Source organism: Candidatus Magnetaquiglobus sp., from assembly GCF_058402785.1.
In genome coordinates, this window is the sequence record NZ_JBZVFG010000066.1 from 1 (window position 1) to 16,162 (window position 16,162).

The following is a 16,162-nucleotide window of genomic DNA, read 5'->3' on the forward strand; positions in this document are numbered from 1 at the left end:
AACTCCCGAAGGGAGGGCCATGGTAAAGGGGGGTGAGGGGGTTCTCCCCCCATCTGCACGTTACCGTGGAACTCCCGAAGGGAGGGCCATGGTAAAGGGGGGTGAGGGGGTTTTCCCCCCATCATGCCAAGTTACGAACCTGAAGACTGGCGGGATGGAGGAGGATCGACCCCCTCCCAGTCGCAAAACGGCCTGGATGGGCGTTCCATGGACTGGTGACAGTGCCATTTTTCCATAAATCAAGCGAGGATGAAACGTCAAACCATGGCACGGGCGTTGATTCGAGCCAAAAATTTGCGAAAAAGCTATCAAGGCCGCGCCGTGGTCGCCGAGATCGACTTCGAGGTGCGCGCCGGGGAGTGTTTCGGCATGCTCGGTCCCAACGGCGCGGGCAAAACCACCACCCTGCGCCTGATCACCGGCCTGACCCCCCTGGAAGGGGGTGAGCTGTTTCTGTTCGAGGCCCATGCCGACCGGAGTCGGGGCGAGGCCCATCGCCGCATCGGGGTGGTTCCTCAGGAGGACAACCTCGATGACGACCTGACCGTGGCCGAAAATCTTCTGGTCTACGGACGTTACTTCGGACTTTCGGACCGTGCCGCCCGCGAGCGGATCGATCCTCTGCTGGAGGTCGCCCAGCTCTCCGAACGACGCGATCAGGCGGTGCGTGCCCTCTCCGGGGGGATGAAGCGTCGTCTGGTGATCGCGCGTGCGCTGGTGAACGAACCGGAACTCCTCATCCTCGACGAACCGACCACCGGCCTCGACCCCCAGGCGCGCCATCTGATCTGGCAGCGACTCTCCGCGCTGAAGAATCAGGGCACCACCCTCTTTCTCACCACCCATTACATGGAAGAGGCGGCCCGACTCTGTGACCGGCTGATGATCATCGATCAGGGTCGCATCCTGGCCATGGATTCACCGTCGGCCCTGATCCGCGCCCACGTCGAACCCGAGGTGGTGGAGATCCGCGGCATCGGCGCGCCTCTGGATCCGGACGCCTTCTCCCATCTGCCCGGACGCCTGGAGCGGGTGGGCGATGCGCTGCACTGTCACAGCGACGACGGCGCGGAGGTGAGCGCCCGGCTGCGCGGTCGCCACGAGCTGATCTGTCTCTCCCGACCGGCCAGTCTGGAGGATGTTTTCCTGCGCCTGACCGGGCGGGAATTGCGGGATTGAGCCGCGCTTTCCTTGACGCGCGCTTACTTTCCTTTATGCTTGCCACGTAGAAATTTATCTTTCCCTTCCCCTGACGCGAGGATCTCATCACTATGAAAATTTGGCGCATCGGTATTGGGATCATGGCCATGACGTGGGTCACCCTGGGCGGAACGGCTTGGGCCGGAGATCAAATCTCCATCAAATTCAGCCACGTCGTGGCCAAGGATACCCCCAAGGGCAAGGCCGCCGACAAATTCGCGGAACTCGCCGCCAGCTACACCAAGGATCGGGTCAAGGTCGAGGTCTACCCCAACAGTCAGCTCTTCAAGGACAAAGAGGAGTTGGAAGCCGTGCAGATGGGCACGGTGCAGATGCTCGCCCCCTCCCTGGCCAAATTCGGTCCCCTGGGGGTCAAGGAGTTCGAGGTCTTCGATCTACCCTTCCTGTTCGACAACTACGAACAGCTCCACAAGATCACCTACGGCCCGATCGGTCAGGCCCTGCTCGCCAAGCTCTCTCCCAAGGGGATCCTGGGTCTCGCCTATTGGGACAACGGCTTCAAGCAGATGAGCGCCAACAAGCCCTTGAAGAATGTCGAGGATTTCAAGGGTCTCAAGCTGCGCATCCAATCCTCCAAGGTGCTCGACGCCCAGATGCGCGCCCTGGGCGGCAATCCCCAGGTCATGGCCTTCTCTGAAGTCTATCAGGCGCTCCAGACCGGCGTCGTGGACGGCACCGAAAATCCCGCTTCCAACTTCTACACCCAGAAAATGCACGAGGTGCAGAAACACATGACCCTCTCCGATCACGGCTACCTCGGCTACGCGGTGATCGTCAACAAGGCGTTCTGGGAAGGCCTGCCCCCCGAAGTGCGTACCCAGCTCGATCGCGCCCTGGCCGATGCCACGGTCTATGCCAACCAGATCGCCAAACAAGAGAACGACAGCGCCGTCGAGGCGGTCCGCCAGTCTGGCAAGACCCAGGTCGCCCTGCTGACCAACGAGCAGCGCGCCGCCTGGAAAAAGGCGCTGGTCAAGGTCCATCAGGAGATGGCCAACCGCATCGGCGCGGAGCTGATCCAGTCGATCCACATGGCCACCGGTTTCGATCCGTCCAAGCCGTGAGCGGATCGACCGCGACATGCTGAAACTTCTCGATTCCCTCGAAGAGGCCATCATCACCATTCTCATGGCCGCCGCCACGCTGATCGTCTTCGTGGCGGTGGTCCACCGCTATGCCCTGGGCGTTTCGTTCCTGCACGACTTCATGGCCCGCTTCAGCACCAGCTGGGCCCAGGAACTCTGCATCTATCTGTTCATCTGGATGGCCAAGTTCGGCGCCGCCTACGGGGTGCGCACCGGCATCCACGTCGGCGTGGACGTGCTGGTCAACCGGCTCGAGGAGCGCCTCAAACACAAGGTGGTGATCTTCGGCCTGATGAGCGGCGCCGCCTTCACCGGGATCATCGGCACCCTCGGCGCCCATTTCGTCCTGCTGATGAGCCGCACCGATCAGATCTCCCCGGACATGGAACTTCCCATGTGGATCATCTACCTCTGCATCCCCCTCGGCTCCTATCTCATGTGCTTCCGATTCGTGCAGGTGGCTTTCGCCTATCAGAAAACCGGGCGGCTGCCGCATGTCGATCATGCCCATGTGGCCGGCATCGAGACCGAGGAGGCCAAGGCATGACCTCGATCATCATTTTCAGCCTGCTGGCCGTGCTGCTGATCACCGGCATGCCGATCTCCATCGCCCTCGGCCTGACCGTGCTCCTCTACATGGTTGCCCTGACCAACGTGCCCATCGAAGCCGTGGCGCTCAAGCTGTTCACCGGCATCGAGCGGTTCGAGATCATGGCCATCCCGTTCTTCGTGCTGGCGGGCAGCTTCCTCACCCACGGCGGCGTCGCCCGACGCATGATCCGTTTCGCCACCGACATGGTGGGGCACCTTCCCGGCGGCCTCGGCCTTTCCGCCGTGCTTGCCTGCGCCCTGTTCGCCGCCATTTCCGGCTCCTCGCCGGCCACCGTGGTGGCCATCGGCTCGATCCTCATGCCCGCCATGGTGCGCGCCGGCTTTCCCTGGGAGTTCGGCACCGGCGTCATCAGCACCTCCGGCGCGTTGGGCATCCTCATTCCACCCTCGATCGTCATGGTCATGTACTCGGTTTCCACCAGCACCTCGGTGGGGGCGATGTTCATGGCCGGGGTGGTGCCGGGCATCCTGCTGGCGACCATGCTCGCCCTGCTCACCTGGTTCCGCGCCTGGCGGCACGATTATCCCCGTCAACCCAAGGCCTCCTGGGCCGAGCGCGGCGCTGCCTTTCGCGACAGCGTATGGGGGCTGTCGCTCATCGTCGTGGTCATGGGGGGGATCTACTCGGGGCTGTTCACCCCCACCGAGGCCGCCGCCGTCAGCGCGGTTTATTCGTTTTTCGTCGCCGTGTTCGTTTACCGCGATCTGAAACTCTCCGACGTGCCGCGCGTGTTGCTCGAATCGGCCAACATGAGCGCCATGCTGCTCTACATCATCACCAACGCGATTCTCTTCTCGTTCCTCTTGACCTATGAGAACATCCCCCAGACCTTGAGCGCCTGGATGCTCGATCAGGGCTTCGGACCGATCATGTTCCTTCTGGCGGTCAACCTGCTTCTGATCCTGGCCGGGGATTTCATGGAACCCTCGTCCATCATCCTCATCATGGCTCCGTTGCTCTATCCGGTGGCCATGCGGCTGGGCATCCATCCGATCCACTTCGGCATCATCCTCACCGTCAACATGGAGATCGGCATGGTGACCCCGCCCGTGGGGCTCAACCTGTATATCGCCAGCGGCATCACCCACAAGGGGCTCTCCGAGGTGACCGTCGCCTGTCTGCCGTGGATGATGGTCATGGTGGTTTTTCTGCTGCTGGTCACCTACGTGCCGGCCATCTCCCTGTGGCTGCCGGGGGTGTTGGGGATGTTGTAGGGGGCAAATGGTCGCAGGGGTCTGGGGACCGAAGGTCCCGGGTGGAGGTTCGGAGGCAGAGCCTCCGAGGTTTTGTTTCTGATTGTGCTTTTGACTTTAAAGCGCACCCATCACGGGATGCGTCGTTCCATGATCAAGGATCCAGGGGGATGATCCCCCTGGTGGGATCCAAGGGCAAAACCCTGGGAGAGGGATCTCCCAGACTTTCTTTTTTTTTCACCAATAAAAATTACACCTTCCAAGGCGGTTTAAAACTCCCGCAACAGCTCGTTGATGCCGGTCTTGGAGCGGGTGCGCTCGTCCACGGTCTTCACGATCACCGCGCAGTAGAGGTTCGGTCCCGGCTGGCCGTCGGGCAGGGGTTTGCCGGGCATGGTGCCGGAGACTACCACCGAGTAGGGCGGAACATAACCTAAGTGAACTTCTCCTGTGGCGCGGTTGATGATGCGGGTCGAGGCGCCGAGATAGACCCCCATGGAGATCACCGAGCCGCGACCGACGATCACCCCTTCGGCCACTTCGGCGCGGGCGCCGATGAAACACGCATCCTCGATGATCACCGGGTTGGCTTGCAGCGGTTCGAGCACTCCGCCAATGCCGACGCCGCCGGAGAGGTGGACGTTCTTGCCGATCTGGGCGCAGGAGCCGACAGTGGACCAGGTATCGACCATGGTGCCGGAATCGACGTAGGCGCCGATGTTGACGTAGGAGGGCATGAGCACCACTTTGGGGGCCAGATAGCTCCCTTTGCGGGCGATGGCCGAAGGGACGACGCGGATGCCGGCCTCACGGAATTGTTTTTTCTTCCATTTCGAGAACTTGAGCGGCACTTTGTCGAACCAGCGGGCCTCGCCGGCGTTCATGGGTTCGTTGTCATGGATCTTGAAAAACAGCAGCACGGCTTTTTTGACCCATTGATTGACCATCCAGCCGTGGGTGGCGTCGTCCGGGATTGGGGCGTCAGCCGGGACCGGTTCGGCCACGCGCAGTTGGCCTGCGTCCAGGGCGTCGATGACTTGCAGGATGGCCTGGCGCAGGGTGGGATCGCAATCCGGGCCGATGTTGGCGCGATTTTCCCAGGCCTCTTCGATGAGGTGGCGAAGATCCGACACGGTGGGTGACTCCTTGGGTGGGGGTGGGAAAAAAGGATCACGGGGGTCCGGGGACGCTTGTCGTCCCCGGCGGTGGCGGGGCAGAGCCCCGCGACTTATAGTCTTTTGTCTTTCGCGCGCTCTTCACGATAAGCCCTTTCTCGCGCCTTTTGCGAAACAGGGCGCAAGCGCGCGGTGGATTCGCCCTGCGTCGTTGTCGCTTTTTGGCAACGACGCAGGGCGCAGGGCTCACGGTGGTAAAGCCGCCTCCGGCAGACTGTTCGATCACCAGGGGCCATGGGCCCCTGTCCGTTTCATCCGTCAATTGCCTGCCTGCAACTCCCTGGCACACGCCGCGATCCGCCGCATCGCCTCGCGATTCTCCTCCACCGAGGCCACCATCGCCACCCGCACACACGCCTCACCCGGATTCCCGGCAGCGGACGGATGGGTGGCAAGCCCGTTGGCACGACTCAGATAGGCACCCGGCAACACCGTCACATTGTACCGCTCGTAAAGCCGATGGGCAAACCGTTCTCCACCCGATGGCACCTTGAGCCAGAGATAAAATCCGGCATCCGGCGCCTTGACCGGCAACACCGGCGAAAGGATCTCCAACGCCTCGGCCAGTTTTTGACGGTAAATCACCCGATTGTCCTCCACATGGGACTCGTCAAGCCAAGCGGCGATGGAGGCACGCTGGATGAACGGCGGGGTGGAGCAGCCGGTATAGGTGCGCAGTTGCAGGTATTTTTTCAGGATCGAGGCATCCCCGGCCACGAAACCACTGCGCGCGCCAGGCAAATTGGAACGCTTGGAGAGCGACTGGAACGAAAGACACCGGGAAAAGTCCCGGCGACCCGCGCGCCAGGCTGCCTCGAGAATGCCGGGAGGCGGGGTTTGATACCAGATCTCCGAGTAACACTCATCCGAGACGATGACGAAATCATGACGGTCCGCGAGTTGGATCAAGGTCTGGAGACGCTCCAACGAGAAGGCGGCGCCGGTGGGATTGGAGGGGGTGCAGAGATACAAAAGCTGCACCCGATCGAGCAGGGAGGGGGGTAGGGCGCCGAAATCGGGCAGGAACCCCTCAACCTCGCTGGCGTTCATGTAGACCGGCTCGGCATTGGCCATGATCGCCGCACCTTCATAGATCTGATAGAAGGGGTTGGGCATCAGCACCACCGGCTTGGATCGATTCTTGGGTGCCGGATCGACCACGGCCTGCACGATGGAAAAAAGCGCCTCGCGGGTGCCGTTGACCGGCAGCAGATTGCGTTCCGGATCGAGCGCCCCGGCATCCAGACCGTAGCGCTTTTCGGCCCACTGGCAGGCGGCGCGACGCAACTCCGGCATGCCGGCGGTCGAGGGGTACCTGGAGACCTCGATGAGCGAATCGCGCATCGCATCCAAAAGAAAGGGCGCGGGCGGATGTTTCGGCTCGCCGATCGACAGATTGATCGGCATGAGGCTGGTCTCCGGGGTGGTGTTGGCCAACAGAGCGGCCAACTTTTCGAACGGATAGGGCTCCAGATGGTTCAGGCGTGGATTCATGGCAGTGGACGTTCCGTCAGGTAGGTGCGTTTGGGCCCCCGATCGCGCACGTTGCCACGAATCCAGCGTACCATGTCAGACCACATGGTGGCGATTTCCGTGGTGTTGGGCAGCGCGCCCGACAAGGGGAGTTCGATGGTGATGATCGGCAGTTTTTTTTGAATGCCGGCGTAACGACCCAGGGAACCGGGATAGGTGCCGAGCAGGGTCAGGTAAAGGGCGCCAAGGCGCTCGGGTGGCGTGGTGGGAGGACCGTCAAAGTCGAGCAGACCGAATGGGGCATGCACCGAGATGACGACGTTGGGTCGGAACCGCTCGATCTCCTCGGCGACCCAACGGGATTCGGGTTCGCTCAAAGGGGCGGGACCGGGAAAACGACGCGGATCGCTGTGGGTTCTGTTGACCCAGTATTCACGACTCTCCCGATGCCAGTCGGTGGTGGGAAAGTTGCGGTTCAGATCCACGCCGCGGATATTGGTGCGCTGGGATCGGTCGCGCAAAAGACCATCCGGATTCACCAGGGGGGCGACCCGCCAGTGGAAGAGCCCGGAGTGGTGCGCCTCGAGGATTTCCAGCCACTTGAAGACGATGCTGATCGAGGAGTACTCATCCCCGTGGATGCCGCCCAACAGCAGGATGCGCGCCTGGGGTGGACGACCGGGGTGGGGTGGGTACTCCTTGAGGAGAATGGGCAGACCGTTGACCGAGGCGGCCCCCGTGCGTTGCAGGTTGAATTTCTGGCAGGTCGAGGGATCGACGCTACGCAGCTTGGCGCCAATTCTGGCGCACATCTCGGGCATGGAGGGCTGAGGCGGCGATTTCTCTGTTTTTTTGCTGACCCCAGGTATATGATTTCCCTTGACCGCATCCTGGGTGATCGCCTCCAGGGCCTCGTGGGCAGAGAGATTCGACGGATCCGCGCTCCAGGCGGTCCATGGCGACAGACCCAGCAGCAATACCACCCCCAGCGTCAGAATGCACCGGATGCGACGGATCGCGACCACGGGCCAGCCGATCCCGATCGCGGGTCGCGCGGGTCGTGCGTCGATGGGCTGGCGGTGCGGTGGCGTTGCGGGCATGAAACGGTGGCGGCGTTGGAGGAATCGGGGACGGCCCTGGGCCAGTGCAACTGTCCTTTGTACCCCAATGGCCAGGGCGCGTCAAAGCGAAATACGCGCAAGAAGCGGTGAGAATGCGAGTTTATTCCGATTTCGAGGTGAACGTATATAAACTGGCAAAAGAATTGCTTGCCACGAATGCAACGGCTGGGTCGCAGGTCGGTTGCATTCACCCATGGCATTCGTGCCGGGATGCGTGCTATGATCTGATCGATACCATCCTGATCGGGTAATGATCGGCTGGAACCCCCTGGTTCCAACTAGACAGGACATCGGACGAAGAAAACCATGAACAGACGGGGTTTTCTGAAAATAATCACCGCGGGTGCCGCAGGTGTGATGGCCTCGAATCCGTTCGGATCCGAAGCCCTGGCCGCGTCCGCCGAACGCCGTGCCACCGCCTTGCCCAAAAAAAACCGCGTCTCCCAGGACTCCCGGGACGACGACCTGGACAGCTATCTCCACAAGGTTCGTTACTTCAACGAAGACCACCCGGATGACGTCTACCTCAAGGAAGAGCAGCTCGACCTGCTCAACTCCGCGCTTCGGCGTTTCAACCGCATCCAGAAACTGATCGGCTTCGGAAACTTCTACGTGATCGATTTCGATCAGTCGGTCTATCTGGCCCGTACCCAGACCGAAATCGAACCCTTCACGGTCGAGGAACTCAACTTCCTCGAACAGCTTTTCTACGCCAGCGCCTCGGATTACGGCTTTTACGGCGACAAGCCGCTGCGCAATCTGACCGATCGCGTGCCGATGAACGAGGTTGTTAAACTCTCCGGAACCGGCAATTACCTTTTCCGCGGCCAGCCCGAGGCGATCTATCAGCACCTGCGCAAGGAGTTGGGCGATCAGGTGGTGCTCACCTCCGGCGTGCGCAGCGTGATCAAGCAGTTCCAGCTCTTCCTCACCAAGGTGTCGGAGAGCGATGGCAATCTCTCCCGTGCCTCCCGTTCCCTGGCGCCGCCGGGTTACTCCTACCACGGCGTGAGCGATTTCGATGTGGGGCAGGCCGGTTACGGCGCCTTCAACTTCACCGAACGGTTCGTCACCACGCCGGTTTTCAAGCGGCTGCGCGACCTCGGCTATCTGCGGCTGCGCTATCCCCGCGACAACCTGCTCGGCGTCCGTTTCGAACCCTGGCACATCAAGGTCAATTTCCAGGCCGACAACGTCGGACGGATCTAGATCCCCACCCGGTCATCCACGCACCCCGATCGTCCGCATGACTGCCCACGACCCGGAGGCCAACCCCTTTTCCACCGTTCCCGCCACGCGTCTGGCCTGGATCGGTCTGGGCGGGAACCGTCCGGATACCCTGTCGCGGATGCGTCGCGCCCTGGTCCGGTTGGATCGGCACGCCGGCCTGACTCTCCTGGCGTTCTCCCCGCTCTACCGCACCGAGCCGGTCGGACCGATCCGGCATCAGCCGTGGTTCTGGAATGGCGTGGCCGCGCTGGCCTGCCGGACGAGCGGTCCGCGTGCTCTGTTGCGCCTGTTGCAGCGCCTCGAACGAGAGGCGGGACGGGATCGCAGCCATGAAATCCATTGGGGTCCGCGCCCTTTGGACCTGGATCTTCTGTTCTTCGGCGGACGGGTGATTCGCTCCAGGTCGTTGATTCTGCCCCATCCGCGGCTGCATGCACGCCGTTTCGTGCTGCGTCCCCTGGCGGATCTCGCGCCGGGGTGGATCCACCCGACATGCGGCAAAACCATTGACAGACTGCTCGATGAGGTCGATGATACCGCCCGGATCATCCGACTGGGACGGATGGGCGTGGACTCCGAGCGATTGATCAGGGAGCCGTGACCCGAAATCCGGATCTTTATGAGGATGCATGAACATCGGGCAGGCCCCGTTCGCGGGCAATCCCGTCAACCCGAACTCATATTGGGACGCCTGGATCACCCTCGCGGGGACCGGGACGGACATTCATGAAACAAACCGATCTCCCCCAAACGACCATCCTGGCGAGCCTTTCGCGCGCGCCGTTTCCACGAGACGGGAAACGGTCATGAGCGCCCGCGTCACCGTGCCGGAACTCGATCGCATGAAACGATCGGGTCGCCGGATCGTCTGCGTGACCGCCTACGACTACACCTTCGCCCGTTTGTTCGAGAGTGCCGGCGTGGATATCCTGCTGGTGGGCGACTCCTTGGGCATGGTGATTCTCGGCCATGACACCACCCTGCCCGTCACCCTGGATCAGATGATCCACCATGCCACGGCGGTGGTGCGCGGTTCGAGTCGCGCCCTGGTGGTGTGCGACATGCCTTTCGGGGTTTGTCATGGTGCCGGGGATCGGGTCATGGATGCCGCGGTACGCATCCTCAAGGAGAGCGGCTGTCAGGCGGTGAAGCTCGAGGGTGGACGGCGCATGGTCGAGACCATCCGTTATCTGGCCGACCACCACATCCCGGTCATGGCCCATGTGGGGCTCACTCCGCAATCGGTGCATGCCTTTGGTGGATTCAAGGTGCAGGGACGGGGCGATGCGGCGGCTGGGGTGCTTGAGGATGCCCTGGCCGTGCAGGAGGCCGGCGCCTTTGCCGTGATCCTCGAAGGGATGCCCACCCCGTTGGCCACCGCGATCACCGAACGGTTGACCATTCCCACCATTGGCATTGGCGCGGGTCCGGCTTGCGATGGTCAGGTCTTGGTGGGTTACGATCTGCTCGGGATGTTTGACGGCGTGCGCCCCCGGTTTGTCAAGCACTATCTGGAGGGCGGCCAGGCGATCGTTTCGGCGGTCAATCGTTTTGCCGACGAGGTGCGTACCGGAGCCTTTCCGGGCCCCGAGCACGGCTTTGATCCGTAACTGAGGAATCCATGGAGCTTCTCACCGATGCCCAGGCCCTGACCCGTTGGAGTCGCGCACGTCGCGCCTCGGGGGGCGGAATCGGCTTCGTGCCGACCATGGGGGCGTTGCATGCCGGTCACATCGCCCTGATCCACGCCGCGCGTCAGCAGTGTGCCCATGTGGTGGCTTCGATCTTCGTCAATCCCACCCAATTCGGACCCAACGAGGATTTCTCCCGCTATCCGCGCACCCTGGAGGCCGATCAGGCCATGTTGACCGCTGCCGGTTGCGATGCGTTGTATCTGCCGGAGGTGAGGGAGATCTATCCCGAGGGGTTCCAGACGCGCATTCAGCTTCCGGAGATCTCTGCCGGGCTGTGCGGCGCGGTGCGGCCCGGTCATTTCGATGGCGTGGCCCTGGTGGTGACGATTCTGTTGAACCGGGTGCAACCGGATGTGGCATTTTTTGGTCTGAAGGATTATCAGCAGTTTTTGTTGATCGGGCGGTTGGTGACCGATCTGGCCATGCCCTTGCGGGTGGTCGGCGTGCCGACGGTGCGCGAGGCGGATGGTTTGGCCATGTCGAGTCGCAACCGTTATTTGAACCCGGAGGAGCGTTTGCGTGCCGGGGCGTTGTATCGGGCTTTGTTGACCGCGCGGGATTTGCGTCGCGCGGGGGAGGGGAGTCCGGAGTTGTTGGAGGGGGTCGCCAGGGAGGTACTGCATGCGGCGGGCATCGAGCGTGTGGAGTATGTGGCGGTACGAGCGGCACGAACCTTGCTGAAAGTCGCGACGGTCACGGATGACGAAGATCCGGTGATGTTGCTGGCGGTGCGGTTGGGCAGTGCCCGCTTGATCGACAACATGGTGTTGTCACGCGAGGATGGCGCGTAGGGGACCATTCGGAATCAGGCGAGGGTAGGGGGATGGAGATCACGCTTCTCAAATGCAAGCTGCACCGGGCCACGGTCACGGAGACGCAGGTGGATTACGAGGGTTCGTGTGCCATTGACGAGGATCTGATGGAGAGCGCCGGATTGCGGGAGTTCGAGCAGATTCATTTATGGAACGTGACCAACGGTGAGCGGTTGACCACCTATGCGATTCGCGCCGCGCGCGGCAGTGGGACGATTTCGGTGAATGGTTCGGCGGCCCACAAGGCCAGCAACGGGGATATTCTGATCATTGCCGCGTTTGTCGCCATGACTCCGGAAGAGGCCGAGCGGTTTGCGCCGACGTTGGTGTATGTGGGTGAAGGGAACCGGGTGGTGCGGGTGAGTCGGGAGATTCCAGTGCAGGGGTAGGGGAGGTTGCGGAGGAATTGGCGGGGGAACTGCGGAGGAACTGGCGGGGTCCAGGGGCCAATGGCCCCTGGTGGGGTTCGGGGCGAAGCCCTGAGGTTTGGATTTTTGTTCTTTATGACTTTTTCCTTTCGCGCGCTTTTCACGATAAGCCTTTTTTCGCGTCTTTTGCGAAAAAAGGCGCAAGCGCGCGCCGTCTCATGTGCCCCCTCCGTTGCCCGTCAGGGCGTAAGGAGGGGACGAATGGCATGTCGGCACACAAGCCGCCTTCGGCTGCCCGTTCTGGCGATGATTCCTGGTGACGTTTTGCAAAGGAGCAAAACGTCACCAGGAATCAAGGCTGCGCGCAGCGATTCTTCGCAAAAGGCGCGAAAAATCGCTTTTTTTGTAGAGCGCGCTAAAGGCAAAGGATTTAAAGACAAAGGATAGAACCCTGGGAGAAGAATCTCCCAGACTCTCTCTTTTTTTTCAACAGTAAAATCAAATTCGAGATGGCAGGGGCTCCCTCCTCAGCGCCGCTTGCGCTCCCCCTCATGGCAGGGGCTCCCTCCTCAGCGCCGCTTGCGCTCCCCCTCCTCCGGCTCCCGCTTGACCTCGATCTTGCGCGCCTGCTTCAACTCCTCCCGCGCGATCGATTGCCCGGTGGATCCGTTCGGCAACAAACGGATCGCCTCCTGAAAATGCCACAGGGCGTTGTTGCGCTCCAGAATCAAAGCATGATACCGCCCCATGGCCAAATGACCCTCACCAGCATGCCCGGCATCACTCTCGACCAGCCCCAGCAAATACCAGTACCGCGGCTCGTCCGGCTCCTTCGAGGCGAGCTTGCGCAGGATGCGAATCGCCTCTTGCGGTTTTTTCAACTCCTTCAAGGCAAATGCCTGGCGAAAACGGAGATCCGGCTGATCGGGCAGTTGCATGCTCGCTTCCTCGAGATCCTGGGCCGCTTCCGCGAAATGACCCAACTCGGTGCGCGTCACCCCGCGATGGCGCAACAGATGGGGATCCCCAGGATGACTCTTGATCAGCTTGTTCCAGAGCGCCTCGGCTTCAGGTAGCCGTCCGGCGGCACGCAACGCCTCGGCCAACCCCTGCTCCAAAGCCAGATCGTCCGGTTCGAGCCGCAACCGGGATTGAAACCGGACGATGCTCTCCTCCGGGAACTCGCTGGATTCGGCCTCGAGTACCGCCCTGGCCCGTGCCAACAAAAGATTGTCCGCCTGATCCTCCCTGCGCGGCGTGGGGCGCGGCTCCTCGGCAGCCATGCGCTTGGAATCGAGCAGACGTTCGGTGGAGATCGGATGAGTCAGGAGATAAGGAGGCGGCAGGGTGGAGATGCGCTGTTGCTGCACCAGTCGGTTCATGAAACTGGCCAATCCCTCGGGGTTGAACCCTGCCTTGGCCAGCAGCATGACGGCGATCCGATCGGATTGGGACTCCTTGTTGCGGATCGCCTCGAGCATGTCGAGTTGCGCGGAACCAGCCCCGCCGGTGATCACCGCTTGACCAACCTGTCCGTTGCGCGAGGCCATGGCGGCGATCATGCCCGCGGCAGCCGAAATCATGGTCTGGATCGACAGCCGCTTGGTCAGAGCCTCAAGCTGCAAGTGATGGCCGGCCTTCAAATGGCCGATCTCGTGCGCCATCACCCCGGCCAGCTCGTCACGATCCCGAACCGCCAGCAGCAGACCACTGTTGAAAACGATGTTGCGGTTGGGCAGGGCAAAGGCGTTGAGGGCCGGGTTGAGCACCACATGAAACCGGACCTCCTCCGGAGGGAGATCCGCGGCACGCGCCAGGGGTTCGCCCAGACGGCGCAGGATTTCGGTGGTCTCCGGCCCGACGGCCAGGACGATCAGATCCTTCTCCCGCGCGGTGGCGGGAGTGGCCAGGATGAGGAGCGCAACAAGGGAGAGGAGCGGAAACAAGGCGCGTGTCAAGAGTTTTATGGTGGGCATGATAGTTGCAGATACCCTTGCGGATAGGGTGTATGATGAGTTGTGATAACTGACCCACGCCATCAGTCTGCGATAACCGGACCCGAATGGCGAGTCCCAATCACGCGCTGTCATGATTTTTTTGCCGGGCTTTGCCCGTTGCCTGGTACATTCTTCGACAAGGAGAGTCCAAATAAGGTGGGCAATCGCTTTTCGCGTTTGGAGGAGCTGCGCGGTCTCCAGGAAGAGGCGGCGGGCCAGGCCTTTGCGCGCACCCTGGTGAGCATCGAGGAGTTGACGCGTCACATCGCCGAGCTGGACCGGCAGACCGCCGAGGAGCGGCGCGCCGCCATCGAAGCGCTGGCCGATCCCGATGCCGAGCGCACCGACGCAGGGTTGATGCAGTCGTTTCTGGCCGGTCAGGCGTGGCGGCGGCAGAGATTGGAGCATATGTTGCAACGGGCCCGACACGACTCCGAACAGGCCCGCGCGGCCTGGCACGAAGCGCGCATGCGCTTGCAACAGTCGGAGAAACTGGCCGAAAAGGAGGGCGCCCGTTTGCAGCACGAGGCGAAGCGTCAGGAGTTCAAGGAGATGGATTTGGTGGCAATCAACCGGGTCGGGCGTGATCCGGCGGGACAGTATCAAACGAGGAGGAATTTGGCGTGAACATGACCAGGCGTACCCGTTGGATCGTGAGTATCGCGGCGTTGTTCGTCGTATTGATCGCCGGCGCGGTTCCGGCCTGGGTTGCGGACCACGAGGAGAAGTCCAAGAGCAGCAAGGCGGCGGATTCCGGCCTGGTTCGCGATCCGATCGCGTTGTTGGAGTCGCTGGAGAAACGGCGTCTGGCCATGGACGAGCGCGAGAAGATGCTGGAGTTGCGCGAGGCCGATCTCAAGCGGCTCGAGGAGAAGATGCAGAAGCGCATCACCGCCCTGGAGCAGTTGCGCGATACCATCCGCGCCGATCTGGATCGCGAAAAGGAGGCCGATGATGCCAACATCAAGCGGCTCGCCAAGATCTACTCCGGCATGAAACCCAAGCAGGCCGCTTCGAGCCTGATGGCCATGGATCGCGACACCGCGGTCAAGGCGCTCAAGGCGGTCCCCGAGAAGGTGGCGGCCAAGATCTTGAACCGCATGGACATCGCCGACGCGGTACAGCTCTCCGAGGCGATCGGCGTGCCGATCTCCGCCCGGCGCGGCGTGGAGCAGGACGAGGCCCCGCAACCCCAACCCGCCGGCATGGGAGGCAACGCGCCCCAGGCCCAGGAGTCCGTCCCCATGCCTCCGGCCATGCCCGACAAGAGCGTCAAAAACGCCAAGCTCCCGCCGCCCCAGGGCGCCCCGATCCAGCAGGCCTTCTGACGGCGTGAACCCGGCTCGTGGAGCCCCGGGGGGCGTGCCGCGGCAACCGTTCATGACCGTCCCATCCTCCGCCTTTTCAAGTTCGATCCGGCCCGCGAAAAAGGGACTAAACCCTTCCACGCGGGCCGCCGATACATCTTTTCAAGCGGTGACGCGCCGGGCCGATGGAACGGCGGGGGAGAGAAAAATCAAGCAAAAAGATTAAACTCCCCAAGGCGAACAACCGATCAATGCAGTAAGGCAACGGGTTCAGGATGAACCGGTCGGCGACTCGGAAACAAGGTCGCCAAGAGGGCGGGGTTGGCCCTTGAAATGAACAACCCATCTCCAGTCAGGGACGATCACGATACGGCGACCAGGAATGGTACCGGGTCAGGAGGCCACGCATCATGTCTCACCTCTGCCTTGCATCACGCATTCCCTGGGCCGCCGTCTGGCCGGATCATACATCCAGACCTCGTGTTCTGACTGACACCCCATCCTGATCTCCGGATTCGTCCGCCGCGCTTTGCGTGGTGCGGGATGATCCTGCCACCGGCTGGACCGGAGGGATGCGGTGTGGAGAAATCTTGCCCCCATTCGGTTGCGACCGGATGGATGCGATGGGGAGAGAACGTGCTTCTTGCTCCGTTGGCGCTTCATGGGTGAAGCCGTCGCGGTGGATTGAGATGCCAGGCTCGGACCGGCCTGCTCGCGAATGAACGGTTCAACACTACACCAGGGATGGGTGACGATATCAGGCGATCCCTTGTTGGGATCGGTTCAGGGAGGATTATTACATGTCTCTTTCTATCTCTACCAATCTTTTCGCCATCAACGCCCAGCGCAACCTGATGCGTTCGACGAACGCCC

15 protein-coding genes are annotated in these 16,162 nt (G+C 62.0%); 11 read left to right on the forward strand and 4 right to left on the reverse strand.

The genetic code is table 11. From position 1 onward, the window contains the following. The first annotated feature begins 264 nt into the window (after window positions 1–264). The 4 genes from ACV4UY_RS15360 to ACV4UY_RS15375 all read left to right on the forward strand — a co-directional run bounded on the left by ACV4UY_RS15360 (window position 265) and on the right by ACV4UY_RS15375 (window position 4,133). The gene (locus tag ACV4UY_RS15360; RefSeq protein WP_491608462.1) at window positions 265–1,179 is read left to right on the forward strand and encodes an ATP-binding cassette domain-containing protein; all 915 of its coding nucleotides are present in this window, start codon (window positions 265–267) and stop codon (window positions 1,177–1,179) included. Window positions 1,180–1,271: 92 nt separating this feature from the next. Continuing rightward, window positions 1,272–2,285 carry a TRAP transporter substrate-binding protein gene (locus ACV4UY_RS15365; RefSeq protein WP_491608449.1) on the forward strand — a complete coding sequence of 338 codons (1,014 nt, stop codon included), beginning with the start codon at window positions 1,272–1,274 and terminating at the stop codon, window positions 2,283–2,285. Between the two features lie 16 nt (window positions 2,286–2,301). Continuing rightward, window positions 2,302–2,853, forward strand: coding sequence for a TRAP transporter small permease (locus tag ACV4UY_RS15370; protein ID WP_491608450.1), 552 nt, complete (start codon window positions 2,302–2,304; stop codon window positions 2,851–2,853). Then, window positions 2,850–4,133, forward strand: coding sequence for a TRAP transporter large permease (locus ACV4UY_RS15375; protein WP_491608451.1), 1,284 nt, complete (start codon window positions 2,850–2,852; stop codon window positions 4,131–4,133). The genes ACV4UY_RS15370 and ACV4UY_RS15375 overlap by 4 nt, the downstream gene beginning before the upstream one ends. Window positions 4,134–4,381: 248 nt before the next feature. Here ACV4UY_RS15375 and dapD read toward each other — a convergent pair whose 3' ends face one another. From dapD to ACV4UY_RS15390, 3 genes are all read right to left on the reverse strand, one after another. Continuing rightward, window positions 4,382–5,245 carry a 2,3,4,5-tetrahydropyridine-2,6-dicarboxylate N-succinyltransferase gene (gene dapD / locus ACV4UY_RS15380; protein ID WP_491608452.1) on the reverse strand — a complete coding sequence of 288 codons (864 nt, stop codon included), beginning with the start codon at window positions 5,243–5,245 and terminating at the stop codon, window positions 4,382–4,384. Window positions 5,246–5,545: 300 nt separating this feature from the next. Beyond that, a complete protein-coding gene (gene dapC / locus ACV4UY_RS15385) occupies window positions 5,546–6,781 on the reverse strand; it encodes a succinyldiaminopimelate transaminase (protein WP_491608453.1) in 1,236 nt (411 codons plus the stop codon). After that, the gene (locus ACV4UY_RS15390) at window positions 6,778–7,860 is read right to left on the reverse strand and encodes a M14 family murein peptide amidase A (RefSeq protein ID WP_491608454.1); all 1,083 of its coding nucleotides are present in this window, start codon (window positions 7,858–7,860) and stop codon (window positions 6,778–6,780) included. The genes dapC and ACV4UY_RS15390 overlap by 4 nt, the downstream gene beginning before the upstream one ends. 327 nt (window positions 7,861–8,187) lie before the next feature. On the opposite strand from ACV4UY_RS15390, the gene ACV4UY_RS15395 reads away from it, so the two are divergent. The 5 genes from ACV4UY_RS15395 to panD all read left to right on the forward strand — a co-directional run bounded on the left by ACV4UY_RS15395 (window position 8,188) and on the right by panD (window position 12,006). Next, window positions 8,188–9,090 carry a D-alanyl-D-alanine carboxypeptidase family protein gene (locus tag ACV4UY_RS15395; protein ID WP_491608455.1) on the forward strand — a complete coding sequence of 301 codons (903 nt, stop codon included), beginning with the start codon at window positions 8,188–8,190 and terminating at the stop codon, window positions 9,088–9,090. A 37-nt stretch (window positions 9,091–9,127) separates the two neighbouring features. Next, window positions 9,128–9,712, forward strand: a complete 585-nt coding sequence (folK, locus tag ACV4UY_RS15400; RefSeq protein WP_491608456.1) for a 2-amino-4-hydroxy-6-hydroxymethyldihydropteridine diphosphokinase — start codon at window positions 9,128–9,130, stop codon at window positions 9,710–9,712. A 205-nt stretch (window positions 9,713–9,917) separates the two neighbouring features. Further along, a complete protein-coding gene (gene panB, locus ACV4UY_RS15405) occupies window positions 9,918–10,721 on the forward strand; it encodes a 3-methyl-2-oxobutanoate hydroxymethyltransferase (RefSeq protein WP_420906513.1) in 804 nt (267 codons plus the stop codon). A gap of 11 nt (window positions 10,722–10,732) precedes the next feature. Next, window positions 10,733–11,596 carry a pantoate--beta-alanine ligase gene (panC, locus tag ACV4UY_RS15410; RefSeq protein WP_491608457.1) on the forward strand — a complete coding sequence of 288 codons (864 nt, stop codon included), beginning with the start codon at window positions 10,733–10,735 and terminating at the stop codon, window positions 11,594–11,596. A gap of 32 nt (window positions 11,597–11,628) precedes the next feature. Further along, the gene (panD, locus tag ACV4UY_RS15415; RefSeq protein WP_491608458.1) at window positions 11,629–12,006 is read left to right on the forward strand and encodes an aspartate 1-decarboxylase; all 378 of its coding nucleotides are present in this window, start codon (window positions 11,629–11,631) and stop codon (window positions 12,004–12,006) included. A 548-nt stretch (window positions 12,007–12,554) separates the two neighbouring features. Here panD and ACV4UY_RS15420 read toward each other — a convergent pair. Further along, window positions 12,555–13,961: a M48 family metallopeptidase gene (locus tag ACV4UY_RS15420; RefSeq protein ID WP_491608459.1), complete on the reverse strand. Its 1,407-nt coding sequence runs from the start codon at window positions 13,959–13,961 to the stop codon at window positions 12,555–12,557. A gap of 177 nt (window positions 13,962–14,138) precedes the next feature. Here ACV4UY_RS15420 and fliJ point away from each other — a divergent pair, with 177 nt between their 5' ends. Both fliJ and ACV4UY_RS15430 read left to right on the forward strand, forming a co-directional pair. Next, the gene (gene fliJ / locus ACV4UY_RS15425) at window positions 14,139–14,609 is read left to right on the forward strand and encodes a flagellar export protein FliJ (RefSeq protein WP_491608460.1); all 471 of its coding nucleotides are present in this window, start codon (window positions 14,139–14,141) and stop codon (window positions 14,607–14,609) included. After that, window positions 14,606–15,310, forward strand: coding sequence for a MotE family protein (locus ACV4UY_RS15430; RefSeq protein ID WP_491608461.1), 705 nt, complete (start codon window positions 14,606–14,608; stop codon window positions 15,308–15,310). The genes fliJ and ACV4UY_RS15430 overlap by 4 nt, the downstream gene beginning before the upstream one ends. The last annotated feature ends 852 nt before the right edge of the window (window positions 15,311–16,162 follow it).